General features: G+C 51.6%; 28 protein-coding genes. 15 read left to right on the top strand and 13 right to left on the bottom strand.

Annotation, left to right across the window (positions count from 1 at the left end; genetic code table 11):
• Positions 1-5: 5 nt before the first annotated feature.
• The 3 genes from N7U64_RS04780 to N7U64_RS04770 all read left to right on the top strand — a co-directional run bounded on the left by N7U64_RS04780 (position 6) and on the right by N7U64_RS04770 (position 2,239).
• Entirely contained in the window at positions 6-668 is a 663-nt protein-coding gene (locus tag N7U64_RS04780; protein ID WP_318928708.1) for a M15 family metallopeptidase, read from the top strand.
• Positions 665-931 (top strand): SPP1 phage holin family protein, encoded by a 267-nt coding sequence (locus N7U64_RS04775; RefSeq protein WP_012370266.1) that lies wholly within the window; start codon positions 665-667, stop codon positions 929-931. Before N7U64_RS04780 ends, N7U64_RS04775 begins: the two co-directional genes overlap by 4 nt.
• A 165-nt stretch (positions 932-1,096) precedes the next feature.
• Entirely contained in the window at positions 1,097-2,239 is a 1,143-nt protein-coding gene (locus tag N7U64_RS04770) for a GGDEF domain-containing protein (protein ID WP_318928707.1), read from the top strand.
• A gap of 79 nt (positions 2,240-2,318) precedes the next feature.
• Here the strand turns inward: N7U64_RS04770 and N7U64_RS04765 are convergent, their stop codons facing one another.
• Positions 2,319-2,615, bottom strand: a complete 297-nt coding sequence (locus tag N7U64_RS04765) for a hypothetical protein (protein WP_012370268.1) — start codon at positions 2,613-2,615, stop codon at positions 2,319-2,321.
• A 206-nt stretch (positions 2,616-2,821) separates the two neighbouring features.
• On the bottom strand, positions 2,822-3,493 hold the full coding sequence (locus tag N7U64_RS04760; protein ID WP_318928706.1) for a hypothetical protein: 672 nt from the start codon (positions 3,491-3,493) through the stop codon (positions 2,822-2,824).
• 134 nt (positions 3,494-3,627) lie between these two features.
• On the opposite strand from N7U64_RS04760, the gene N7U64_RS04755 reads away from it, so the two are divergent.
• Positions 3,628-4,698 carry a threonine aldolase family protein gene (locus N7U64_RS04755; RefSeq protein ID WP_318928705.1) on the top strand — a complete coding sequence of 357 codons (1,071 nt, stop codon included), beginning with the start codon at positions 3,628-3,630 and terminating at the stop codon, positions 4,696-4,698.
• On the opposite strand, the gene N7U64_RS04750 is transcribed toward N7U64_RS04755, so the two are convergent.
• Positions 4,695-5,075: a MerR family transcriptional regulator gene (locus tag N7U64_RS04750; RefSeq protein WP_318928704.1), complete on the bottom strand. Its 381-nt coding sequence runs from the start codon at positions 5,073-5,075 to the stop codon at positions 4,695-4,697. The genes N7U64_RS04755 and N7U64_RS04750 overlap by 4 nt on opposite strands.
• Positions 5,076-5,159: 84 nt before the next feature.
• Between N7U64_RS04750 and N7U64_RS04745 the strand changes: the two genes are divergently transcribed.
• Positions 5,160-5,918, top strand: coding sequence for an SDR family NAD(P)-dependent oxidoreductase (locus N7U64_RS04745; RefSeq protein ID WP_318928703.1), 759 nt, complete (start codon positions 5,160-5,162; stop codon positions 5,916-5,918).
• A 79-nt stretch (positions 5,919-5,997) separates the two neighbouring features.
• On the opposite strand, the gene N7U64_RS04740 is transcribed toward N7U64_RS04745, so the two are convergent.
• On the bottom strand, positions 5,998-6,294 hold the full coding sequence (locus N7U64_RS04740) for a hypothetical protein (protein WP_251135853.1): 297 nt from the start codon (positions 6,292-6,294) through the stop codon (positions 5,998-6,000).
• 234 nt (positions 6,295-6,528) lie between these two features.
• On the opposite strand from N7U64_RS04740, the gene N7U64_RS04735 reads away from it, so the two are divergent.
• Positions 6,529-7,728, top strand: a complete 1,200-nt coding sequence (locus N7U64_RS04735; RefSeq protein ID WP_318928702.1) for an MFS transporter — start codon at positions 6,529-6,531, stop codon at positions 7,726-7,728.
• 300 nt (positions 7,729-8,028) lie between these two features.
• Here N7U64_RS04735 and N7U64_RS04730 read toward each other — a convergent pair whose 3' ends face one another.
• Both N7U64_RS04730 and N7U64_RS04725 read right to left on the bottom strand, forming a co-directional pair.
• Entirely contained in the window at positions 8,029-9,183 is a 1,155-nt protein-coding gene (locus N7U64_RS04730) for a globin domain-containing protein (protein WP_318928701.1), read from the bottom strand.
• Between the two features lie 178 nt (positions 9,184-9,361).
• Positions 9,362-10,987 carry an ABC transporter substrate-binding protein gene (locus N7U64_RS04725; RefSeq protein ID WP_318928700.1) on the bottom strand — a complete coding sequence of 542 codons (1,626 nt, stop codon included), beginning with the start codon at positions 10,985-10,987 and terminating at the stop codon, positions 9,362-9,364.
• 102 nt (positions 10,988-11,089) lie between these two features.
• Here N7U64_RS04725 and N7U64_RS04720 point away from each other — a divergent pair, with 102 nt between their 5' ends.
• Positions 11,090-12,325: an MFS transporter gene (locus N7U64_RS04720; protein ID WP_318928699.1), complete on the top strand. Its 1,236-nt coding sequence runs from the start codon at positions 11,090-11,092 to the stop codon at positions 12,323-12,325.
• Positions 12,326-12,395: 70 nt separating this feature from the next.
• Here N7U64_RS04720 and N7U64_RS04715 read toward each other — a convergent pair whose 3' ends face one another.
• The gene (locus tag N7U64_RS04715) at positions 12,396-12,638 is read right to left on the bottom strand and encodes a hypothetical protein (protein WP_214848704.1); all 243 of its coding nucleotides are present in this window, start codon (positions 12,636-12,638) and stop codon (positions 12,396-12,398) included.
• A 43-nt stretch (positions 12,639-12,681) separates the two neighbouring features.
• A complete protein-coding gene (locus N7U64_RS04710) occupies positions 12,682-12,867 on the bottom strand; it encodes a hypothetical protein (protein WP_214848705.1) in 186 nt (61 codons plus the stop codon).
• A gap of 164 nt (positions 12,868-13,031) precedes the next feature.
• On the opposite strand from N7U64_RS04710, the gene N7U64_RS04705 reads away from it, so the two are divergent.
• From N7U64_RS04705 to N7U64_RS04695, 3 genes are read left to right on the top strand one after another with little or no spacing between them, the layout of a single operon-like run.
• A complete protein-coding gene (locus N7U64_RS04705) occupies positions 13,032-13,700 on the top strand; it encodes a GntR family transcriptional regulator (protein ID WP_318928698.1) in 669 nt (222 codons plus the stop codon).
• The gene (locus tag N7U64_RS04700) at positions 13,685-14,602 is read left to right on the top strand and encodes a multidrug resistance efflux transporter family protein (protein ID WP_318928697.1); all 918 of its coding nucleotides are present in this window, start codon (positions 13,685-13,687) and stop codon (positions 14,600-14,602) included. Before N7U64_RS04705 ends, N7U64_RS04700 begins: the two co-directional genes overlap by 16 nt.
• Positions 14,603-14,653: 51 nt before the next feature.
• Positions 14,654-15,364 (top strand): DUF554 domain-containing protein, encoded by a 711-nt coding sequence (locus N7U64_RS04695; RefSeq protein ID WP_188004255.1) that lies wholly within the window; start codon positions 14,654-14,656, stop codon positions 15,362-15,364.
• Positions 15,365-15,428: 64 nt separating this feature from the next.
• On the opposite strand, the gene N7U64_RS04690 is transcribed toward N7U64_RS04695, so the two are convergent.
• Entirely contained in the window at positions 15,429-15,770 is a 342-nt protein-coding gene (locus N7U64_RS04690; protein WP_318928809.1) for an 8-oxo-dGTP diphosphatase, read from the bottom strand.
• On the opposite strand from N7U64_RS04690, the gene N7U64_RS04685 reads away from it, so the two are divergent.
• On the top strand, positions 15,712-15,870 hold the full coding sequence (locus N7U64_RS04685; RefSeq protein WP_318928696.1) for a hypothetical protein: 159 nt from the start codon (positions 15,712-15,714) through the stop codon (positions 15,868-15,870). The two genes, N7U64_RS04690 and N7U64_RS04685, sit on opposite strands and share 59 nt — an antisense overlap.
• Before the next feature lie 52 nt (positions 15,871-15,922).
• Here the strand turns inward: N7U64_RS04685 and N7U64_RS04680 are convergent, their stop codons facing one another.
• Positions 15,923-16,684, bottom strand: a complete 762-nt coding sequence (locus N7U64_RS04680) for an arylamine N-acetyltransferase family protein (RefSeq protein ID WP_318928695.1) — start codon at positions 16,682-16,684, stop codon at positions 15,923-15,925.
• 169 nt (positions 16,685-16,853) lie between these two features.
• Here N7U64_RS04680 and N7U64_RS04675 point away from each other — a divergent pair, with 169 nt between their 5' ends.
• The 4 genes from N7U64_RS04675 (at position 16,854) to N7U64_RS04660 (ending at position 20,940) form a co-directional block, all read left to right on the top strand.
• Positions 16,854-17,783 (top strand): helical backbone metal receptor, encoded by a 930-nt coding sequence (locus N7U64_RS04675; RefSeq protein WP_214848718.1) that lies wholly within the window; start codon positions 16,854-16,856, stop codon positions 17,781-17,783.
• 55 nt (positions 17,784-17,838) lie between these two features.
• Entirely contained in the window at positions 17,839-18,831 is a 993-nt protein-coding gene (locus N7U64_RS04670) for an iron ABC transporter permease (RefSeq protein ID WP_318928694.1), read from the top strand.
• A complete protein-coding gene (locus N7U64_RS04665; protein WP_318928693.1) occupies positions 18,832-19,812 on the top strand; it encodes a FecCD family ABC transporter permease in 981 nt (326 codons plus the stop codon).
• 186 nt (positions 19,813-19,998) lie between these two features.
• Positions 19,999-20,940, top strand: a complete 942-nt coding sequence (locus N7U64_RS04660) for a sensor domain-containing diguanylate cyclase (RefSeq protein WP_318928692.1) — start codon at positions 19,999-20,001, stop codon at positions 20,938-20,940.
• A gap of 91 nt (positions 20,941-21,031) precedes the next feature.
• Here the strand turns inward: N7U64_RS04660 and N7U64_RS04655 are convergent, their stop codons facing one another.
• The 3 genes from N7U64_RS04655 to N7U64_RS04645 are packed head-to-tail and all read right to left on the bottom strand — an operon-like array spanning position 21,032 to position 23,620.
• The gene (locus N7U64_RS04655) at positions 21,032-21,412 is read right to left on the bottom strand and encodes a VOC family protein (RefSeq protein ID WP_318928691.1); all 381 of its coding nucleotides are present in this window, start codon (positions 21,410-21,412) and stop codon (positions 21,032-21,034) included.
• Positions 21,413-21,437: 25 nt separating this feature from the next.
• On the bottom strand, positions 21,438-22,616 hold the full coding sequence (locus N7U64_RS04650; RefSeq protein WP_318928690.1) for an MFS transporter: 1,179 nt from the start codon (positions 22,614-22,616) through the stop codon (positions 21,438-21,440).
• A complete protein-coding gene (locus N7U64_RS04645) occupies positions 22,613-23,620 on the bottom strand; it encodes an ROK family transcriptional regulator (RefSeq protein WP_318928689.1) in 1,008 nt (335 codons plus the stop codon). The genes N7U64_RS04650 and N7U64_RS04645 overlap by 4 nt, the downstream gene beginning before the upstream one ends.
• Positions 23,621-23,858: the final 238 nt, after the last annotated feature.

Below are 23,858 nucleotides of genomic sequence, written 5' to 3'. Positions count from 1 at the left end.
CTTTTATGATACCGTCACTTGACTGGTTACTTGACCAAGCGAACCGAAAACTGACGAACGGGATGGACCCGGACGTCGCCGCGATTACACGGACCGTCATCACGGAACTGGCGGCAGAAGGATTACCGATCGGCATCGCGCAAGGCTTTCGGACAAAACAGGAACAGGACGACTTGTATGCCAGCGGGCGGACACGTCCGGGGAAAATCGTCACCTATGCCAAAGGAGGGAAATCGAATCATAACTTCGGTGTCGCCGTCGATCTGTTTGTTTACGCGGACGGCGGCAAACGGGCCGAGTTTCCGGCACCGCCCGATCCACGGTTGAAGCGGATCGTTGCCGCGATGAAACGGTATCAGATGCAATGGGGCGGGGACTGGGGCAGCTTTCCGGATTATCCGCATTTTCAACTGTACGATGCCGTCAATGGTCAAACAAAACCGTTGCTCGGACCCCGTTATCCCGGTCAACCGCTTTATGCGGGAGCCAAGGGGATGGACCGGACGCTGATCCGGCTGATTCAAAAGCGGCTCCGCCTGCCGTTGACCGGACGATTTGATCAAAAGTTGACGCAACGCATCAAACAGTTTCAACGGCAGCACCGGTTAGCAGTGGACGGAATCATCGGTCCGGTCACATGGCGGCATCTGTTTGGGGCTCGCCGATGAAGGAACGTTTGATTGCCCTCATCCGATTGTTCGTGCCGCTCTATAGTTTCGTCAATTTAACGTTGCTTGCGTTCGGTTATACCCCGTTGCCGTTTGAGACGAATCAAATCGAAACCGCTTTGACGGCACTGCTCGGGGCAGGCAGTCTCCTCTATGCCTGGTGGAAAAATAACAATCTGACCGAGGCGGCGCAACAGGCGCAAGTGATGTTACGAGAGTGGAAAGGACAGGTTCGGCGCGAAGGACAGGAAAAATCAGGATGAATGTGCCGCCTGAACTGGTAATTTGTTTGAAATGTGCAGACAACGGGCAATATTTCGAGTAGAGCGCTAATGGTTTGATCCCAAGATACCGATAATAAGGTAGCGTCCCGTATCGTCAGCGTCTTGAAGTCGCTGCCGACGGAAAAGAAAGAGGTCAGACTGAACTTGAAATTATCGACGTTGCAATTTTATTTATTACTTGCATTGTTTTCATTGATGTTTACGAGTATCTGGAGTTACAATGCCTTCCTGAAAATTGAACAAGAGAATGACCGGATCACGACGGAAGCGATTCCGATCTCGAATGCCGCTTCGCAACTGTTTCCGTTATTGCTCGATCAAGAGCTTACCGTCCGCAGTTATCTACTCGATCAAAATGATCAGACGTTTCAGCAATTTAAAAGTACCAATGCGGAACTGAATGAAACGATTGCCCGGTTGAAGATGCTCGATCAACGTCACCCGATTCTGAAGCAGTTACTGGCAGATGAAGCGATTCCGTTGATTTTACAGACGGACGGATTTTACGAACAACAGATTAAATGGATTCAGAGCAATCAGATCGAACGGGCGGCTTTAAACCGCTACAGCGGGATGGACTACGTCAATCAGTTCCGGCCGATCAATGCGAAAATCAATCAGGACATCGATAAGATCATCCGGGAAGCGACGGAACGGTCCAAACGGGCGTCGGCGTCCGCCAAATGGGTCATCGTGATCGTCGTCAGTGTCGCCGTCCTGTTGCTGATGATCTTCCTGCAGACGTTCCGACTAGAGCGCAGTCAGCAGGCGCTGATTCACCGCTCCTTGCACGATGCCTTGACCGCGATTCCGAACCGGCGTGCGTTCGACGAGCATCTGGAAGCTTCCTTCACGGCTGCCCGGGAACAGCAGACGGACGTCGGCTTGATTTTGATCGATGTCGATGAATTCAAGCTGTACAACGATACGTACGGTCACTTGAAAGGTGACTGGTGTCTGCAGAAAGTCGCCGGGACATTAAAGAAACAAGCGGGCGAGTTCGGGCATGTCTCCCGGTACGGCGGGGAAGAATTTGCGGTCATCTTGACTGAACACGTCGAACAGATCACACATGTCGCGGAACGGATCCGCAGCGAGATTCTCCGGATGAAGATTGAACACAAAGCGTACGAACCGCTTTGCCAGCTCAGTGTCAGCATCGGACTGGCCGTCGTCCGGCCGAGCGAGACGTTGACGGAAGGCGATTTGATTGTCCTCGCCGATCAGGCCCTGTACCGGGCAAAGTCGAGCGGCCGCAATCAAATTTCGAGCCATGAAGCCAGTTAATCGGATTACTTAAAAAAGCTCTGATTCCATTCGAAAATGGGATCAGAGCTTTTTTGAAATCCATGAATGGTCGTTCGAATCATTGCAAAATCACGCAATAGGACCGTTCGGAAATCAACGGTGCAGAAATGACAAAAACCGTCTTGACCGGCGTACCGCCGACTTTCGCGTCCAGTTGATGCAGTTGAGACCGAATCTTTCGACTCAGGACATACCGGGTTTCCGTACTCAATTCATCAAGCTCTTCATCATGTACATGTAACAAGAGTTGAAACGGTTCGAGCGAGAAAATGGAAAAGTCGCAGTCGATTCGAGGGTCTTCAAACTGTTCATTCAGACCATTTTTTATGAAGTACGCTTCTTGTGCTGTAATCATCTCGTTTCGCCTCGCTCTCTTTCAGAAACAGTTCAAAAGATTATAAGATGTTAGTTAGCTATATAGTCTTTAATACCCAATTTTCTTGAGGAATATCAGTTTCTGCCTGAAAAAGACCGAATATTGGTGGATTAGGGAATACTTTTATGACCACTAAAAAATCACTTGATTCAGGAGTGGCTGATCTGGAATCAGGCACTGCTGGATCAAATGATCGTCGAGCCGACACGTCGTAAAAAGTCTTCGGTCGTCTGTTTAAAAAACGTCAGTTGGTGGACCGGAATCGAAACATGTCCGCCGTAACGGACTTCTAAGTAATGCGGATTGACCGGAGACGGAAATTTGATCCGTGCGAACCATTCCGTCATCGTCTCCTGTTCCCGCCGTTGCAGCGCTTGAGGAAGGCGGCGGTTAAACAGCAGCATATGTTGGCGAATGTCTTCCGCCGGCAGTTCATAATGTCCGTAGCGGATCACCTCGACGCGGCTTGGTGTGAAGAGGAGCGGCTGGAAGCGGGTTGGACGGATGATTTTGATGTAATAAACGAGCAGTCCGATTGATATGATCAAAAGGAAAATAAAGATGAACGGGTATGGAGGCGCGACGACGGCGGAATCAAATCCGGTCCGCAGTAACAGCGGGTCCGGCTCCGGCGCGACGGTCTCGACCAGGGGCTCGAAATCGATGACGAGCGGATCCGATGGAAGCGTAAGATGAGATGAATCACCACAACGTGTCGTACAGGAGCCTGTCGTCCGACTGTCGAAAAGAGAAACGAACGATGTCAGAAAACGGGGGATGAACGACTGGAGTATAAACAGAATCAATAAAACACTGGAAAGAAACAAACCGATTTTCAATCGGAACGAAGTCTGCACGGGATCACCTCTTTTCATACCGTCAAAACGGCGGTTGCATGAGTCTGAACTGAGTATAGCAAATACGACACGGCATCGTTTTGATTTTTTTTCAAAAAATAGTCATTATTTCCTAAATAAATGGAGGTTACCCCATGAATCGCTTACGCACAAGTTTTCAACAAGCAACCGGTCAGATCAGTGGACACGGAAAACGGAATGTCGGCGTCTTAAAAACCGCTTTTGAAGAAGTGGCAGACGGGACGGCGAGTGATCAATACGGAACGGGATCAATCATCGAACCGTTCGAACAAAAATTTGCGGATGTACTGGGAATGGACGATGCCGTCTTTTTCCCGAGCGGTACGATGGCGCAACAGGTGGCGTTACGGATCTGGTCGGACGAGACGGACAACCGGACCGTCGCTTACCATCCGCTCTGTCATCTCGAAATCCATGAGCAGGACGGACTGAAGGAGTTGCACCCGATCGAAACGATTCTGGTCGGCGCAGCGGACCGGCTGATGACGCTCGACGAAATTAAGGCGTTACCGGACATCGCCTGTCTGTTGCTCGAGTTGCCGCAACGGGAAATCGGCGGTGTCGCTCCGGCTTTCAGTGAACTCGAAACGATCAGCCGGTATTGCCGCGAACGGGGAATCCGGCTGCACCTCGACGGCGCACGGCTGTTTGAGATGTTACCGTATTATGAAAAGACGGCAGCGGAGATTGCCGGCTTGTTTGACAGTATTTATATCTCGTTTTATAAAGGACTCGGTGGGATTGCCGGTGCGATTCTCGCAGGCCCAGCAGCGTTCTGTCAGACGGCGCGAATTTGGAAGCGGCGGTACGGCGGGGACTTAATCAGTTTGTATCCGTACATCGTTTCGGCCGATTATTATTATGAACTGCGAAAGGACCGGATGGGGCAGTACTATGAGCAGGCAAAACAACTGGCAGAGCAGTTTAATGCATTACCGGGCGTCCATACGACACCGGAAGTTCCGGTCTCGAACATGTTCCACCTCCATTTTGACGGACAGGCGGTGGACATTTCCCCGAAACTCGAGCAGGTCCAGGAACAGACGGGGCTCGGGTTCGTAGGTTATCTCGTCGACAAAGACGGGTATTGTTCAACAGAAATCAGTGTCGGCGATGCTTACGGAGAGCTGGATCAGCAAACGCGAGACGCCGGATTTGCCCGGCTCCGGCAAGCTTTTTCTTAAAACGTTTCTTTGACTAACGGATGAAGCTGTTGGTAAACGGAAATTTTGTCCGTAATCATCTGTTCCGTCCGGATGAGTTCCGCGAGCTGAGCACGCACGTTTTGCTGGTGTGCTTCGAGGAGACGGAGCCGCTCAAGCGACGTGTCGTGCGTCTCGGACGATGCGAGGAACAGTTCGACATATTCCCGGATCTGGTCGATCGGCATATGCGTCGCCCGGAGCCGAAGGACGAAGCGGAGCCACGTCAGTTGGGTTTCATCATAACGCCGGACGCCGCTTTTTGTGCGGGTCGGGAATAACAGTCCTTCTTTTTCGTAATAGCGAATTGTATGGGCCGTTGTTTCGGTTAATCGGCTGATTTCTGAAATCGTATACATCTTAATCGCACCTCTCCTGCTTGACTTAGAGTTGACTCTAACTTGTAGACTTTCACTATACCAAACAGAAATGGGGAATTGTTCATGAAATACACGGTCATTACAGGAGCCAGCTCCGGTATCGGTTACGAAACAGCGAAAGTGCTTGCGAAAAAAGGAAAATCACTGGTTCTCGTCGCCCGCCGGACGGATGAACTGGAAAAATTACGCGATGAAGTCAAAGCCCTGGCACCGGACAGTGATGTCATTCTGCGGTCCGTTGATTTGACGGAATCGGTCAACGTCCACGAACTGTATGACTCGTTGAAAGATCTCGACATCGAGACATGGATCAATAATGCCGGATTCGGTGATTTCGACAATGTCAAAGATGTGTCAGTCCCGAAAGTCGAGAAGATGCTCCGGCTGAACATCGAAGCTTTGACGGTCTTAACGAGCCGCTATGTCCACGATTATCATGACGTCGAAGGCACGACGGTCCTGAACGTCTCATCCGGCGGCGGCTATCGGATCGTCCCGAACGCGGTCACGTACTGCGCGACGAAGTTTTATGTCAGCGCCTATACGGAAGGACTCGCGCAAGAATTGAAAAATTCCGGGGCGAAACTGCGGGCGAAAGTCCTCGCACCGGCGGCGACGGAAACGGAATTCGCCGACCGATCACGCGGGGAAGCTGGATTTGATTACAGTAAAAACGTCGCCAAGTACCATACGGCGGCAGAGATGGCGACGTTCCTCGATCAACTGCTCGACAGCGATCAAATCGTTGGTATCGTCAACGCGGAAGATTATTCGTTTGAACTGCGCGGACCACTCTTTACGTATGTCGGTGCGAATAAGTAAAAGATCAAAAGCCAGCTTCCGCATTGCGGAAACTGGCTTTTTTTGTGTCTGAAGCAGATGAAACGATATGTAGTTCATCTTAAATCAGCGGCATGACAAACGTCGACGTTAAACTGACGACTAAAAACAGCGCGTAGCTGAAAAAGGTAGTTTTAGCACTGCCGTCGGTCCGACGTCCAAGAATCGAAAACAGACTGATTGCGCCAACCGTAAGCAGGGACAATAAAAACGATTGATGGGAATCGACTGATGGAATCAGCGACTGGGCAAGATGCGCCAGACCAAGCGGCAAGACGATTAATAAAAAGTAATAGCCGAGCCGTGTTTCCGATGGATGATCCGTCGATTCATGATGGGTGACTGTACGTGTATGCATTCTCATTGGCTCTTCACTTCCTTCTGTGTTCAGTATAGAGGACTTCGGACGACTTCTGCGTTACAGTCCGATGAGAAGTCGATAACAAGATTCATCGAATATGACGAACAGATGTCGGAAAAACCGGTTCTGTAAAAAATGGAAATGCTTCTGTGCTGGTTATGTAAAAAAGTGTAAACTGATGAAAGAGAAAATGTCGGGGGAGAGAACCCGCTTGTGAGAGGAGAAGTTGGAATGAACCGCCTGTTTCGTTATTTTTATGTCTCTGACCTGATTGCAACTGTCGGAGCGAGCATCTCCTATATCGCGATCTACTGGACGTGTGCCGGACTGCTGTCGCCGGCAGCCGTCTCGTTAGTCATCGGTGCCGTGTTTGTCATCCGTTTCATCAGTTCGAGTCTGGTCGGACCGTGGATTGACCGGATCGAGCCGGTCCGTCTGCTGAAAGCGACCGTCTTGATCCGGTTTTTACTGCTTGGTGCCGTCTGGTATCTTCTGACGCAAACGGAGGCAGTCCTTCTGCCGTTGCTGAGTCTGCTTGCGGCTCAGACGCTGTTGCAGGTCATCGGTGGCAATACGGCGTTTAAAGTCGTCACCCGGATCGTCGCGTCCGAGCAGTTGCCGGTTGCCAATGCCTATTTGAGTACGCTCGACCGGGTCGGGACGTTGGCCGGACTATTGGCGGGTGGTTTATTAATCAGTGGATTTTCGATTACGGTGATTTTAGGAATGGAAGCCGTCGTCCACCTGATCGCCTGGTTCCTGTTGTTCCCGTTACGGTCGGCACCAGACACGGCAGTTAAACCGCAACTGACTTATTGGACCGATTTACGGGAAGGGTTTACTTATTTAGCGCGGGACAACCGCTTGATCCGGATTTTAGTTTTCGGTATCCTCGCCAACTGGATGATTACACCGGTCAACGCGTTACTCGCGCCGTTTGCGAAAGACGTCATCCGGGGCGGAGCAAATACGTTTTCGCTGCTCGAACTGGCCCTCGTCATCGGCGGGATCGGCATGTCGCTGTTGTATGCGCGACTTGCGAACCGGATTGATCTGATGCAGATGTTTTATCTGTCGATGGTCTTGCAGGGCGGTTTTACCTTGCTGATCGGACTGACGACATCTCTGCCGTTTGCCTTCAGCGGGATGTTGTTGCTTGGGATGGCGCTCAGTCTGTTCGGAATTCCGTTTTCGACGCTGTTGCAACAGACGACACCGGATGCCTTGCTCGGACGGATTCGTTCGGCGATGGTCGCTGCTTCAACCTTCAGTTCGGCGTTGTTCTTCGGATTGACGGCCTATTTGACGACCATGTTTGCGATTGATACCGTGTTTCTGTTCTTTTCCGGAAGCGGTCTGTTGATTCTGCTGATCCTACGACTTCAGCGTAAATCACCGGCGACGGAAGTGCGACGGGACGAGGTCGGATGACAAATCGGCCTTCAGGCGGAGGGCAGGAGAAACGGGGGGCGTTATACTTAAAAAAACGCTTACAGAGGAGAATGTAAAAGATGGATGGAATGGCGATGCTTGCGTTGATGTTTTTGATTCCGATCGGTGGAATGACGGTCATGTTGAATGTCTTATGGCGACGGATGACACCGGAGCTTGAAAAATAACAACGTACATATTACCGTAGAGTCGATTGTTATGATGAAAAAACGGACGAGACTACCCTTTTCTCAAGGGTTCAGTCTCGTCCGTTTTTTTGTCGACAAGAAAAGAGAGGCGTTAAGAAACGGCGGTCGGTGCTTCGAGTGCCAGACTTGGTCCGAACACTTCAAAGTGCAATTTGTCCGCTTGACCGCTAAAGTAGCGGCGAACGAACTGAATCATCGCTTCCGGTCCGCAGACATACGTGTCGGCCGCCCGGTCAATGTTCGTGACATCAGCCACCGACAAGCGTCCCGGTGTTGTACCCGGCAATGCATTACGTTCCGCATAGCGGATGATCGTTGCTCCCTGTTCTTCAAACCGGGCCAATTGTTCAGCGAACGGGCGGTCGAGATCGTCCTGGACGGCGACGTATAACGTCGATTCACGACCAGCCGCCAGGGCAGCTTCGGTCATCGCAAGAAGGGGAGTCAAACCGATTCCGCCGGCGAGACCGACAAATGGCGTCGAAGCGTCCGTTAATGTAAACGAACCGGCCGGTGCACTGAGCAGGACCTTTTCACCGACGGACAGACCGTGCAGCTGACGTGAGACGGACCCGTCCTGTTTGACACCGATCGTGTACGATGTGCCGTTGGCGACTGTCGTCAGACTGTATTGGCGATTTTGCCATAAGCCATCCGGTGCCTGCAGGCGGACTGTGACGTATTGACCGGTTTGGTACGGAGCAAGTGGTCGTCCGTCTGCCGGACGTAACGTAAACGCTTTGATGTCGCTTGATTCAGTCGTCATCGTTTCGATAACGAACGGTTGATACCCTTCAAAGTCCGTTGCCTGTTCATCCTGTTGATACAGTTCCGCTTCGAGCGAGATGAACAGCTTGGCGATTTCCCCGTAGCCGGCTGTCCAGGCGTCGATGATGTCCGGTGTCGCTGCGTCTTTGAGGACGTCTTGAATCGCACCGATCAGTTCCGTTCCGACGATGTCGTACATGTACGGTTTGATCTGCAGGCTGCGGTGTTTGTGAAGGACCGGCAGTAACGTCGGTTTCAACGTCTCAAGCTGATCGATGTAAGCGGCGGCGGCGTAGACGGCTGTCGCAAGCGCCTGCGACTGACGGTCATTTTTTTGGTTCGATTGATTAAAGATATGTTTCATTTCCGGATGATTTTCAAATAGGCGCTGATAGAAGACACGTGTGATGCTGTGGCCGTGTTCGGCAAGCACCGGGACGGTTGATTTGATGATGGTGATCGCAGATGGAGTTAACATAAGTACACTTCCTTTTTGGATAATGGGTGATCGGATCAGGTTCGATTTCAGTATCCGTCACATTTGGTTTTAATGCAATAGATAAAATACTAGATTTAAAAAAGTACGTGATATTTGTCACAAGTATGCCATCATTTCGTCAAGTAACCGACAAAAAACCTCCGGAGAATACCGGAGGTTAAGAAGAAATCCACAGTTTTGAGAAATCGAAGTAGCCGAACGAATCAATCGTGATATTTTGTAATTCAATCGGAAACGGGATGATCCGGGTGTCATCATAGAGCGGGATGAAGTAAGACGAGTCGATCAAATATCGTTCGACCGTCTGGTGCAGTCTCATCCAGTCTTCAAAAGGCGTCTCGTCGTACCGGTCAATCCATTTGTTCATCTCTGGCATCTGCCGGAACATCTTCGCCGGCGGGGAAAAATCATTCGTTAAAAACTGATGAAAGGCGACCGGTAAGTTCCGTTCAAAGACTTCCGCGTGAACGGCGAGATCAATCGTGTCAAAGGAATGAAAATCGGTGATGCTCGTTTTAAAACCGATCGGTACGAACTCATAGGGGATTCCGTGCGCGTCGAGTGTCTCGCATAACCAGCGTGTCACCTTGTCCGTGAAGTCGGTCAGTTTGATCCGGAGCGGTTGCGTAAACAAAACGGTTGGACCCTCCGGAAGCGGATGGACGGAACTGAACTGTTCCAGAAACCCACGGTCGTTCGGAAAACCCCGCTCATTGAGTGACTGGATCGCCGGACGGATCGCCGCAATCAACCGGTGAATATAGTGCCGCGCTTCCGGTCGCTCGAACGGACCACCGGGACGCGGATTCAAAAAGACGAGTCCAAAGCCGGACTGAGTCGCGATCGTATCCGTTTCACCAGAGTCTGAACGGGATGTCCGGTAGACGGGGTCATAGGCGTCCGGCATTTGAATGAACTCAATCCGGTCGAGCAGGGCACGGATGCCGTAATAGTTCGGAAAAGCGGACAAAATCGTCTTTTTCGGGTCATTTCGGGTCAGCTGGAACGGTCCGGTCCCGACGTCGTCCTTGCTGATGCTCGTATGGATGGTCGCCAGTTTCGGCAGCAACGAATGGCGGCGCTGATCTAACGTGATATCGACCTGGTACGGTCCGTTGGATTGAATGTGCTCGACATGCCGGTACGACCGGGCATACGCCGGATAAGCGACCAGTTTCCGGAGACTTTTCGTGACATCCTTGCTCGTCAGAAGTGATCCGTCATGGAAGCGGACATCCTTTCGTAAATAAAGCGACAGGACGGGACCGTTCCAGGCATAATGATGGGCCAGTTCACCTTGCAGTTTGCCGTCTGCATCAATCGCGAACAACCGGCTGAAGACATTCTGGACGAGGTGGGCACTGTGAATGTCAGCGGCTTCGAGCGGATCGGTCGTTAAAAAAGGACGTCGGCGGGGAATCAGCAGGGCATCGGACGACTCCTGCGTATAGCCGAACTTTTGCTCGAGCTTTCGCATGAACCGTCCCGTTTGTGCCGGCGACCAGTCCCAGCTCAGTTCTTCCGTCACGGCGTCGACCGATTCCCGTTCAATCCGTTCGAGCATCTGTTTCGCATATTCGCGTTCGACATGACGGAGCCAGACGAGCCGTGTCAAATGGCCGCGGCCCCGACCGCTCGTATAGTCGAGCCAGCCGTCTTCCTGCCAACGGTTCAAATACCGCTTCGTTTGTTTGGGGCTTAAATGGATTGTGTCAGCCAGTTCGGCAATCGAATACGAACCTTCGCGACAGGTTTTCCATAACGTGAACAGATACGCGTCCATCTCATTCCTCCGTTCTAAAAGGGGACATCTTTTTCTGACGATGTCCATTTTTTTATGTACTTGTCTTGTTTATCATACAGGTAGAGAATGGAAGGTGACAACATGGAATGGAAAGAAATGCCTCAACCAATTAAAGTCAGACTGGTTACATCATTCATCAACCGGACGATTTCGTTCGCCATCATGCCGTTCATGGCATTGCTGTTCGTCCAAGCCTACAATAAAGTGTTTGCCGGAATCTTTTTGATCGGGACAGTGATACTCAGTTTCCTGATTGGTCTGATCGGCGGCTACCTCGCCGACCGCTTCCCGCGGAAACGGTTGCTCGTCCTGTCGACGACGGCGACCGGATTAATGTTTTTAGTCATGACGATTTGTCTCGCCATCGATCAGATATTACTGTTCACAATTGCCTATGCGATTTTCACGGTGACAAGCAATATCGGTCGGCCGGCGATGAGCGCAATCATCATCGATGCGACGACGCCGGAAAACCGGCGCGCCGTGTATGCGATCGACTACTGGCTGATCAATCTGTCGATTGCCCTCGGAACGGCGCTCGGCGGCTGGCTTTACGTCAGCAACCGGCTCTTCTTATTCAGTCTTCTGACGTGTACGTCGTTGCTGTTGCCGGTCGCTTATCATTTTTTGCTCGACGAATCGAAACACGTCTGGCAGAAACAACCGCTCCGGAATGTATTTTTAGATCTCGGTCGAAGTTATCAGATTGCCTGGCGTGACCGACCGTTCGTCAAAGTCGTCTTCGGTTCGATGTGTATTCTCGCCGCCGAATTTTCGATAAGCAGTTACGTCGCCGTCCGCTTGGCGGACGAATTCGACACGGTGACAATCGGGGACCTGACCGTTAACGGCGTCCGGATGCTCAGTCTGATCAACATTGAAAATACGATTCTCGTCGTCTGTCTGACATTCTTCATTCAACGGTTCTCAAATCGCTTTACGAATAAACAGGCATTGGTCGGCGGATTGGTTCTCTACATCATCGGTTACGCGACCGTAACGAGTACCAATTCACTGACGCTGCTCTTGACATTTATCTTCATCGCGACAATCGGGGAGCTGCTTTATTCCCCGACGCTGAACGCGGAAAAAGCCAATATGATGCCGGCTGACCAACGCGGCGCCTACTCGGCGTTTGCCGGCACGTCGCACGCCGGTGCCGATCTGTTGTCACGCTCGACGATTATTCTCGGAGCGATGCTCGCACCGTTCATGATGAGTGTCTACATCGGACTGATTGTCTGTCTCGGACTCGGACTGGTCTACCTCGGATTGTTCCGGAAAGAAAAAGTCGTCGAGAAACAACAGGCTTCTTAATCCCGATTCTACTCAAGAAATACAGCAAAAGGCGTCCTGCTCAAACAGAGCGGGACGTCTTCGTGTGGCATTACATACGTGTTCCTACTTTACGGTTAGACAGCAGAAGACTCAGGACGATACTTGCAATCACGGCACATAAGCTTTTCAGCAGAAACTGGTTTTTCAGTCCTTCCATGACATACCCGTTAAACTTCTGACCGAGCGTCGCTTCCGGTACCCAGTCGATGACATACCCGATTCCGAAAAAGGCGGGAAGACTGAGCAACAGGTAAATCAGGATGAAGCCGACAAGAAAGGATTTCATATTCATAGGATATGCCCCGTTTCTTAAAGCGTGATCAACTGTTTAAAGGTCAGAAGATGTTGAGAGACTGAACGAGTGTCATGACGAGGATGATGGTCGAAATCGATCCTGCAGTCAGCAACGTCAACATTTTCGGACGACTGATTTCCTCAGAATCCTTTGTGGTTTCTTTGGAAACGGTCATCCAGATGGCGATTGAGAAGATAATGATTAGAAATAATCCGAGACTGGACATCGAGTAACCCTCCATTTATCAAGATGATCTACCAAATAATTGTAAATTAAATAAGCGATGACTTCAAGGTGGTTTAATTCCTGTAACAGCACTTCAAACAATCTTTCCTCACATCAACAGGAAAAATCTGTACATTCTTAATTGATATGTAATATATTAGTTGTATGAAAACTCAACCGATTCAACGAACTTCCTTAAGTGAAGAAGTGTATCAACGAATGCAACAGCAAATCATCACCTTAGCGCTTGCTCCGGGTCAAAAACTGAACGACCAGGAGCTAGCGGAAGCATTCGGCGTCAGCCGGACACCGGTTCGAGAAGCGTTGAAAAAACTGGAGGAGGAGGGACTTGTCGTCGCGAAACGGGGATCACGGACGAATGTGACGATGCTTGACGTGACGCAGGCAAGACAGACGTTTCCGATCGTCGCGACACTGCATGCGCTCGCGGCACGTCTCGCGTTTCCTTTATCGGAAGCGGATATCACCCGTTTAATCGAACTCAATCAAATGTTTCAGGAAGCAATCAACCGCGGGGACGCCGCGTCAGCGTTGCAACTCGATGACGCTTTCCACGGGCTGTTTCTCGAACGGAGTCAAAACGGGCAACTAGCGGACACGTTAAACCGCTTGACACCGCTGATCCGCCGGCTCGAGTATGCCCAGTTCAGCCGTCACGGGCATGACTCGGTCACGGATCATCGAACGATCATCGAAGCCTGTCAAAACGGCAGGATTGAAGACCTTGTCCGTGCGACGGAACACAACTGGAACGGTCTCGGGCGCCATCTGATTGCTTCTTTAGAGGAGGACACGCCATGCGACCCATCATAAGCGGGATTTTGGCGGCGATGTTTTTTGCCGTCACCTTCATCCTGAATCAATCGATGCAAGGGAGCGGGGGACACTGGATCTACAGCGCCGCCTTACGGTTTTATCTGATGTTGCCGCTGCTCGTCGTGATTGTCGCCTACCGGCGCCGGCTCGGTCGTGTCTGGTCGGCACTTCGGGAAGCACCGTACTTTTGGCTGACATACGGGACGATCGGCTTTGGGATTTTTTACAGCGGGATTTGTCTTGCCGCCGACTATTCACCGGGCTGGCTGATTGCAGGGACCTGGCAGGTGACGATTCTTGCCGGACCGTTGCTCGCGCCGCTGTTCAAACAGACGATTCCGTGGGCGTCGCTCCGTTATTCGCTGTTAATCGTCGCTGGTGTCTGCCTGATGCAATTATCGGTCGCGGAAGGGGTATCTGTTTCGGCGCTGCTGCTCGGTGTCCTTCCGGTCATCTGTGCCGCGATCGCGTATCCGCTCGGCAACCGGAAGATGATGGAACGGTACGGGGACGAACTTGATGTCTTTGACCGGATTCTCGGAATGACGGTGGCCAGTCTGCCGTTTTGGCTCGTGTTATCCGCGATTGCCTACAGGCAAGTCGGCTTACCGTCCGCGGGACAAGTCGGTCAGTCGGGACTGGTCGCCTTGTTCTCCGGCGTCATCGCGACATCACTGTTCTTTTATGCGACGACACTCGTCCGTGCGGAACCGGTCCGTCTCGCAGCCGTCGAAGCGACACAGTCGTTTGAAATCCTGTTCACCGTCCTCGGGGAGATGCTGTTTTTACACGCCGTCTTTCCGACCGGTCTCGCATTGTCCGGGATGTTGCTTGTCATGCTTGGGATGACGATCCACAGTTTAAAGCAGGCTCAGTCAAAAGAAGTACCGGATATATAATTATTTCAAATACCACATGTAAATATGATTACTTAGAGAAGAGGATACAGGATGGTCTTAACCGGCACGCTTGTCAATACAGGATTAATCGTCATCGGTACATTACTCGGTCTGCTGTTTCATAAAATTCCCGAACGGACGAAGGAAACAGTTGTCCAGGCAATCGGACTCGCTGTCGTCGTGCTTGGTGTTCAGATGGGGCTGAAGAGTGAGAACTTCCTGATCGTCATCGGCAGTCTCGTCTTAGGTGGGGCAATCGGTGAATGGTTACGAATTGATGAAAAGCTGAACCGAGTCGGCGAATGGCTTGAACTAAAAATCGGACGGGGTCATCCATCGAATATCGCAGAAGGTTTCGTCACAGCCACGTTGATTTTCGTCATCGGAGCAATGGGCGTACTCGGGGCGCTTGACGGCGGTTTACGTCAGGACCATGACGTCCTCTATACAAAAGGACTGATTGACGGCTTCACGGCACTTGTCCTCAGCTCGACTCTCGGGATCGGCGTCATCTTTTCGGCGATTCCGGTCCTCGTTTATCAAGGGGCAATTGCTCTCAGCGCAGTGGCGATTACGCAATTTGTTCCGGACGCCATCCTCCAGCAGTTCATCGTTGAGATGACGGCGACCGGCGGTGTGATGATTTTAGCAATCGGCTTGAATCTAGCCGGCATCACCAAAATCCGGGTCGCGAACTTGTTACCCGGAATCGTAATGGTCGGATTGATCGTGACCGGTTTGGAACTGCTTGGTTTTAACTGAAACTTAAAAGACATGCGTTTGCACTGTTGATTTCGGTCAGCAGCAAACAAACGGATGTCTTTTTTTAGTGGATGATTTGTTCCAGTTCAGAAATATGGTGCTCAAGCAGCCGGTGCCCGTCATAGTGCAACGTATGGAGCTGTGGTGTCGTCTGTTTCAAGACGTGCGGCAAGTAAGCCTTCAGATTACTGATGACGCCGGTATTGTCCGGATGAAGAATCCAGTCAAGCTGTTTCCAGTCGAGAATACCTTCCCGGGTCGCGAGCGGTGTCACGAGGAACTGATCCGGCGGCAGTTCGGCAAGGAACAAATAAATTCCGACCGTCTCGTCCGCCTGCAGGAGAATCGTGCCCGAAAACTGGACAGCGGTCAGAGTAAGACCGGTTTCTTCAAACGTTTCCCGGATGACGGATTCTGCCGGGGACTCGCCGGGTTCGATTTTACCGCCGACCCCGTTCTACATCCCCATCGCCGGTTGTTTTTGCCGGTTCAGCAGCAACCACTGATCGTTCTTGCGAATCAAACAGAGGATATAACGATACAAGTCTCCTCATCTCCTTAAAAGAAGTCGTGTTTAAAGGCCGCGTACTGGTCGTCGGATGTGACCGGTTGAATCGTTTTCTTGCCATCGGTCCAGGTCGTCAACGCCTGTCGTGTCAGAATACGGTGTCCATCGGCCTTACGGATGGCGAGCAGACTACGTTTGTTGAAGGGGGAAGCCTGATGCTCCTGGATGATCTGTTCCATGTCGGATAGAGCAGCCGGTTCGATCGTCTGTTGCGTGTAGAAATGGTACCCGATGACAAACTCGTCATCCTGACCGGTCCGTAACATCTCCAGCTGATAACCGGCGCCGTTCGGGGCAATCCGGTAGTTGCCGCTCGGTGATGTGATTGTTTCTCCGGTCAGAGGAATTGGGCGTAAGGCGAGATTGACACCGAATCCCGTATCGACGAGATAGGTCTGCTCCTGGTGCGACAGCAGGACGGCGACGTGGGTCGGACCGGTCGCGGACCAGACGTCATTTTCCTGATCGAAGACGGTCGCCTTGAGAAGTGAAACGTCAAACCCTTTGATTCGTAACACTTCGTACAGCAAATGGTTGAGATCATAACAGACACCGCCCGCCTGACGTTCGATGAAGGTCTGTCGTAGTCGGTTCTGGTCAAACGGAACCGACTCTTTTTTAAGAACCACTGCATTATCAAACGGCAGGTGATAGGCAAAGGCTTCAAGCAGCGCCGGTAAATCGGCAAACGTTAACGCATGACCGAGCGGATAATGGATCCGGCCGGCTACGTCTTTAATAAATGTAGACAAGACAATTCCTCCTTTAATCGATGATTCCATTATCGCATATTCCCGTTCATGACAGGATACATGTTATCTGAAAATAAGATTTGGTCTTTTGTTTCGTGATGAACTTTGTTATGCTGAAACAGGATTAATTAAGAATGATTCTCATTCCGGATGAAGAAGGAGGCTCCTCATGTTACGAAAACGAATGACCGGCGCATTAGCGCTTATTGTAATGAGTTGTCTGATGCTTGCGGCATGTGCCGGACAAGCGAAAGAAGAGACGACGAAAAAGACGCACGCTGTCACGCATGAAGCAGGAACAACGAACGTACCGGACCATCCGAAACGGATCGTGGCTCTTGAGTTCTCGTTCGTCGATGCCCTCGACGAACTGGGCATTGAACCGGTCGGCATCGCACAGGAAAACAAGGATGATGTATCGGGGCTGCTCGGTAAGAAGATTTCCTTTACGGAAGTCGGGACACGCCAGCAACCGAATCTCGAAGTCATCAGTTCACTGAAACCGGACTTGATCATCGGAGATTTCAACCGGCATAAAGGCATTTACAAACAACTGCAACAAATCGCACCGACGATCATCTTAAAAAGCCGGAACGCGACCTATCAGGAAAACATCGCATCGTTCAAGAGCATCGCGGAAGCCGTCGGACAGACCGATAAGATGGAGCAACGTCTGAAACTGCATGACAAGCGGCTCGCAGTTGCCAAACAAAAAGTCGATCCGGACGATCAACGCAAAATCATGGTCGGTGTCTTCCGGTCCGATTCATTGACGGCACACGGAGAGACATCGTTTGACGGGGAACTGCTTGAAAAACTCGGCATCGATAATGCCATCACGAAAACAGTAGAACCAACCGTGACGATTACGCTGGAGCAGATTGTCAAATGGGATCCGGACGTCATCTTCATGGCGGAAGCCGACCCGAAACTGCTCAACGAGTGGAAAAAGAATCCGCTCTGGAATCAAATCACGGCTGTGAAAAAAGGTGAAGTCTACGAAGTCAATCGTGACTTGTGGACCCGTTACCGCGGACTGGACGCAGCGGAACAAATCGTCGACGAAGCGATTCAACTGCTGTATCCGAAAAAATCATAAACGACGACACGAGCCAGAGCAATCTGGCTTTTGTTGATGAAAGGGGAAGCCGTTGATGATTCGGAAAACACGATTGATCCGTTTGCTCGTTCTACTTATTGTGCTGATTGGACTCAGCTCCTATCTCAGTCTGTTTCTCGGCGTGACGACGATCCGGCCGCTCGAAGCCATCCGGGAATGGTCATCCAGTGATTTGTCAAAAGAAACATTGGTCCTGACGACACTTCGATTACCACGATTAGTACTGGGACTGATACTCGGGGCAAACCTAGCCGTCGCCGGAGCATTGATGCAGGCGGTCACCCGGAATCCGCTCGCCTCGCCGCAGGTATTTGGTGTCAACGCCGGAGCCTCGCTGTTCGTGGTTCTCGCGTTATTGCTGTTCCCGGCGCTCGGGACGGCCAATCTCGTGTACTTCGCTTTCTTTGGTGCAATGATCGGCGGGTTGCTCGTCTTTTCGTTTGCTTCCGTCCGCGGTATGACGAGTCTGAAACTGGCCCTCGTCGGGATGGCGATCCACTTGTTGCTGACGTCTTTGACGAAAGGGTTGATTTTGTTCAATGACCGGATCACGAATGTCTTGTACTGGTTATCCGGTTCGATCAGTGACAGCGGCTGGCTTGAAGTCCGGTTGATTGTGCCGTGGTCGATCATCGGCTTGATCTTAGCCTTCAGCCTGGCCAAATCGCTGGCCATTTTCCAACTCGGTCAGGACGTCGCCGTCGGACTGGGGCAAAACATCACCCGAATCCGGATGCTGGCAGCCGTCGCTGTTGTCTTGCTGGCCGGTGTGACGGTTGCCGTCGCCGGAGCCATCGGCTTCATCGGTCTGATGGTCCCGCACATCGTCCGGCGCCTGGTCGGGGAGGATTACCGGTATGTCCTGCCGGTGTCCGCGTTATGCGGCGGACTGTTGCTGACGTCTGCCGATGTCCTCGCCCGGTTCATCGCTTATCCCTATGAATCACCGGTCGGGATCGTGACGGCATTACTCGGGGCGCCGTTCTTCTTGTATTTAGCGAAACGTCAGACGAAAGGGGTGGCGTAAATGAACAGACTCCGTCAACAACCATGGCTTGGTCTCGTCCTCATGTCGCTCCTTGTCACTGTGCTCAGTTTTCTGTTGCTCGGCGTCGGTTCCGTCTACTTGAAACCGGGTGAAATCGTCGTAGCCCTGCAAGGAGATGGAAGTGCCTTCATCGTCTGGAACTACCGGTTGCCGCGGACATTTCTCGCGTTACTCGCCGGCGGTTGTTTTGCCCTATCTGGTGTTTTGTTGCAAGCGATCATCCAGAATCCGCTCGTCTCCCCGGACGTCATCGGCGTGACGAACGGAGCGGCCTTGTTTGCCGTTTTGACAATTGCGTTACTTCCGGACGGTCCGCTCGCTTTGACGCCGCTTGCAGCGATGGGCGGAGCGGCACTCGTGATGATTGCCCTGATGTTACTTGCCGATCACGGCAAGCTGCAACACAGTTCGTTTGCTTTGCTCGGCATCGCCGTCAGTGCGATTTGTGCGTCGGGAACGGAATATCTGTTGATCAAGTTTCCGCTTCAGACGAATGATTCACTCGTTTGGCTTGCCGGCAGTCTGTTCGGCAAAGGCTGGACGGAAGTGTATGTCCTGGCGCCGGTCTTTCTGATTCTCGGACTCGCCATCTGGTCTGGACACCGGCAACTCGATATTCTGTCACTCAGTGAAGACGCGGCGATCGGTCTCGGGTTACGGATGAAACGAACCCGGTATGTCTTTCTCGCGCTTGCTGTTGTTCTCGCTGGTGTCGCCGTCGCGATGGTCGGATCAATCGGGTTCCTTGGACTCGTTGCCCCGCATATGGCCCGACGTTTGATCGGTCACCGGCACCACCTGTTGATTCCGATGGCCGTCCTCGTCGGCGGCGGACTGTTGGTCGTCGCCGATGCGATTGGGCGCGGGATTCATCCGCCGCTTGAAATTCCGGCCGGATTGATCACAGCAATCATTGGTGTACCGTACTTCTTGTATCTGCTGCGGAAAAACCGCGCGTGAATGCGACCAAAACACACTGCCTTGTACCCGTTTCTCTGTTGAGAGACTGTGCGACAAGGCGGTGTTTTTTTGAGTTGAACAGTAAATCAATATCCGATATATGGTAAAATGAAATAGATTAGCAGATGCTGTCTATAAAAAAACTCAGACGAAGTGTTTAAAAACTATGACGTGTCGAGGTGCTGAATGAACATACACTTTGAAGAATTGAAGATGTATACGAAATTTGATGATTTAGTAGAGGATTTACTGAATCTGGCTAAAGAAATTCTGCCGGAACAACTGTTTTATTTGTCCGCCATCAACGAGACCGAGCAATTGATCATTAAACTGTCCGAAGAGCAGACCCGGATGCCGGTCACAGAAGGAATGGTCATTGATTTGAATTACTCGCTCTGCCAACGAATCGATTTTCAAACGAAACAACCGCTTATATACGAAGATGTCACAAAAGACCGCAGTCTCGACGGCATGAGGGAAGTATTGGAGGGGGCGAATGTTCAGTCCTATTTAGGGATTCCGATTTCGCTTGCGAACGGAGAAAAGTTCGGTACATTGTGCGCCATCAATGATGAAGTCAGTTTGTTCGAGAGCAAGAGTATCGAGTTACTGCAACGGATTGTCCGCCTGTTTTCGTATTATCTGGAACTCGAGCGGTTTGCCTGGCGTGACATGTTGACGGATCTGTACAATCGGCGGTATTTGACACATCAATTCGACCAACATCCGCAGACGGAAGGGGCTTTGTTCTTCCTTGATTTGGACGGCTTCAAAAATGTCAACGATCTGTACGGGCACGATGCCGGGGACGCTGTTCTGCAGGAGGTCGCAAGGCGGTTGAAGTCACTGATTGCGGGACAAAAAGAAGCATATGCGGTCCGCTTGGGCGGAGACGAATTTGTCATTCGGTTTACGCACTTTGATTCTCAGCAAGCATTGATCGATCAAGCAGATGAAATTCTTGTCCGGTTGAGTACGTGGGACACATATGAACTGTCGACCAGCATCGGAATCGTCGCCTACAAAGACGCTGACATCAGTCTGAAAACGCTGCTCCGCCAAGCGGATATCGCGTTATACGAAGCAAAATCATCGGGGAAAAACAGGTACAAACTGTTTACAGAATGATTGTCCGGACACATGCAAAAGAAAACACCATGAAGTTCGACGTCTCCTTGACCGGAAGCGTACGAAACAGCATGGTGTTTTTGAATTAGTGTCAGACGGTCAATTCAATCGTCAGTCCTTCGGGATCAAGAAAGACGCTTTCGTAGTAACCGTCGCCTGTCAGACGTGGCCCGTCGAGCCGGGAATAGCCGTCCCGCTCGAGCCGTGCCGTCAGTTGATCGACAGCGAACCGGCTGCCGAGCGAAAAGGCAATGTGCGCGTAACCGAACCGGTCGCGCGGCGCATCGTGATCGATATCCGTCCGGTGCATCAATTCGAGCCGGGCCCCTGATTTAAAGTGCAGGAAATACGACGAAAATCCTTTGACCGGATTATGGTACAACGTATTGGCTTGAGCCTCGAAATACATTTCGTAAAAAGTTCTCATTTGTTCAAGATCCTTGACCCAGATGGCGATATGTTCAATTTTCATGAGAGAAGACTCCTTTTTCAGTGATTTAGGAAGCGCGGGATAATGCCCGTTTCGCAAGGACACGGTTCAGCCGTTCGGAACAGAGCAACAGGAATAAAATCATCAGGAAACCTGTCACCGGGAAGAGCTGTAACGTCAGGAACGAGGCGAGAACACCGAACAATGGCGGCAGGAACGTACTGCCACTGTAGGCGAAGGCCATTTGAACCCCCATCAGCCGTTTCGCCGCGTCCTGGCCGAACCGGACCGGCGTCTCATGTAACATGGCCGGATAGATCGGCGCGAGTCCGAGTCCAATTAGAATGAATCCGGTCAGCATCAAGCCGTCGAGCGGCAGGAAGAACAGCAGACTGCCGAGCAATGCCGTTCCCTGTCCCGCCCGGATCAACTGGCGGTTCGTCATCCGGAGCGATAAGAAACCGCTCAAAAATCGGCCGACGGTGATGCTGCCGTAATAGACGGAAATCCAGGTGGCCGCTGTTTCGATGGAAAAAGATTTGACCTGGACGAGATAACTGCTGCCCCATAAACCGATCAGTGCTTCAGCACCGCAATAGAGGACAAACGAGGCGAGCGCGAACGAGAGACCGGTCAAACGCTTCGCCGGTGTTCCGTGTAAGGACAGTTCTTCAGGCGGTGCTGCAATTGCGACCGGTGCCTGTTTCCAAAGCGGAACGCTTAAGACGAGCAGCAAGGCAAGACCGAACTGGACCAGAGCGACGGTCAAATAGCCGTTCCGCCAGTCGCCCGATTCGCTCATCATCGCTGCCATAATCAACGGTCCGGCCGTAGCGCCGACGCCCCAAAAGCAGTGAAGCCAGTTCATATGGTGTGCTTTGTAACGGGTCGCGACAAAATGATTGAGTGCCGCGTCGACGACGCCGGCACCGAGACCGAGCGGAATCGCGAGCAGGAACAGCCAGAGCAACGAAGGGGCAAAATAAAATCCGAGCAGGCTGCCAGCCGTGACTGCAGCACAAAAGGCGGTGATATGACTCGTTTCGAACCGGTTGAGAATTTTGCCGCTGAACAGACTCGAGATGATCGTTCCGCCGGCAATCGTCATGAACAGCCAGCCGGCGACTTCGAGATTCGCCCCGAACTCTGTCCGCATGACGGGCCAGGCGACGCCGAGTAACGAATCCGGTAATCCTAAACTGATGAAGGCAAGATAGATGATGCTGAGTAACCAGACTCCACTCATGTTGATGTCCCCTTTATTGGTTGTTCTGTCTGAAGTTGTAATCCGAGACGTGTCAAGCCGTTAAGATAATCGGTTTCCCAGTTACTCCGGACGAGCCGGGGAATATGGGTTTCCGGGATATAGCGGGCTGTTGTCGTCCGGATTTGTTCCAAATCTGACGCCGTCACTTCCGCGCTGTTAAAAATCAACAGATGCGGATTGAGCGTCGCGGCGAACGTCGTCGTCAACCGGCTGATCGCATCAATCGTGTCCGCGTTCAAGACATCACTTCGTTCGGCGATCCGTTCTCCGAACGTCGCCTTGTCATACTGCGGGACAAGGGAAATTTCACCGGCAAAGTGGCTGCTGCCGCGGACGAGTTGTCCGTTGATTAAAATCCCGGAACCGGGTCCGTTTTTTCCTAAGTACAAATAAATCAACGATTGTTGCCGCTGCTGATAGGCTTCGTGAAAGCCGACGACGGCGGCATTCATGTCATTTTCGATGACGACCGGCAAGTGGAACTCGGATTCAAGCGTCTGTTTCAGATCGACCTGTTGCAAAGACGGATAATCCGGTGCGAAAAAGACTTGCCCGTTTTCGACCGACGCCGCCACCCCGACACTTAAAAAAGTGATGCGTGGATCTTGCGCAAGCAACCGGTGAATCAGGCGGACGAGAGCCGGAACGTGCGGGTGCTTGCGGGGAACGGCTTCCGTTCCGTTCGTCAGCAATGTACCGACAGCGTCGAAGATCCGGTAACCGATGGCATCGAGTTCGAGATACAGCGCCAATCCGTGAGTGTGATCGGCCCGGGACCGATAGCGTTTAGCCGGACGTCCGCCGCTCGATACATCCGAATCCTCTTCGGCGACCTCACCGTTCTGGATTAGAATATCCAAATGTTTTTTGACTGTCGGGAAACTCGTCGAGAGCGTCCGGCTCAGTTCCGGAATCGTCTGAAGCCGTTCGAATAAGAGGGCTTGCCGCAACTGGGTTAATAAGTCCGTGTTCATACCGGCCATGAGGCACCTCCTGTTTACTTCTTAAAATATTTTAATAAGTGCTCGGATTGAGTGTAGCAAGCAGAGGTTTAAAAAGCAAATGCTTTTAAAAACTTAAGTTGTTTGTCGTACGCGAATCAAGAGGAGCATGATGTAGGTAACGGCTGCCAAAGTTCTTGCACACATGACCCGCACGGCTGAAAGGGGCTGGATGATCGGCAGGGAAATCTTTTGAAAATGGAGAAATATACAAAATCAC

The organism is Exiguobacterium sp. K1 (genome assembly GCF_033721435.1).
Taxonomy (GTDB): domain Bacteria; phylum Bacillota; class Bacilli; order Exiguobacteriales; family Exiguobacteriaceae; genus Exiguobacterium_A; species Exiguobacterium_A artemiae.
Note: the sequence above shows the minus strand (reverse complement) of the source record. Positions and strands in the feature narration are given on the sequence as shown.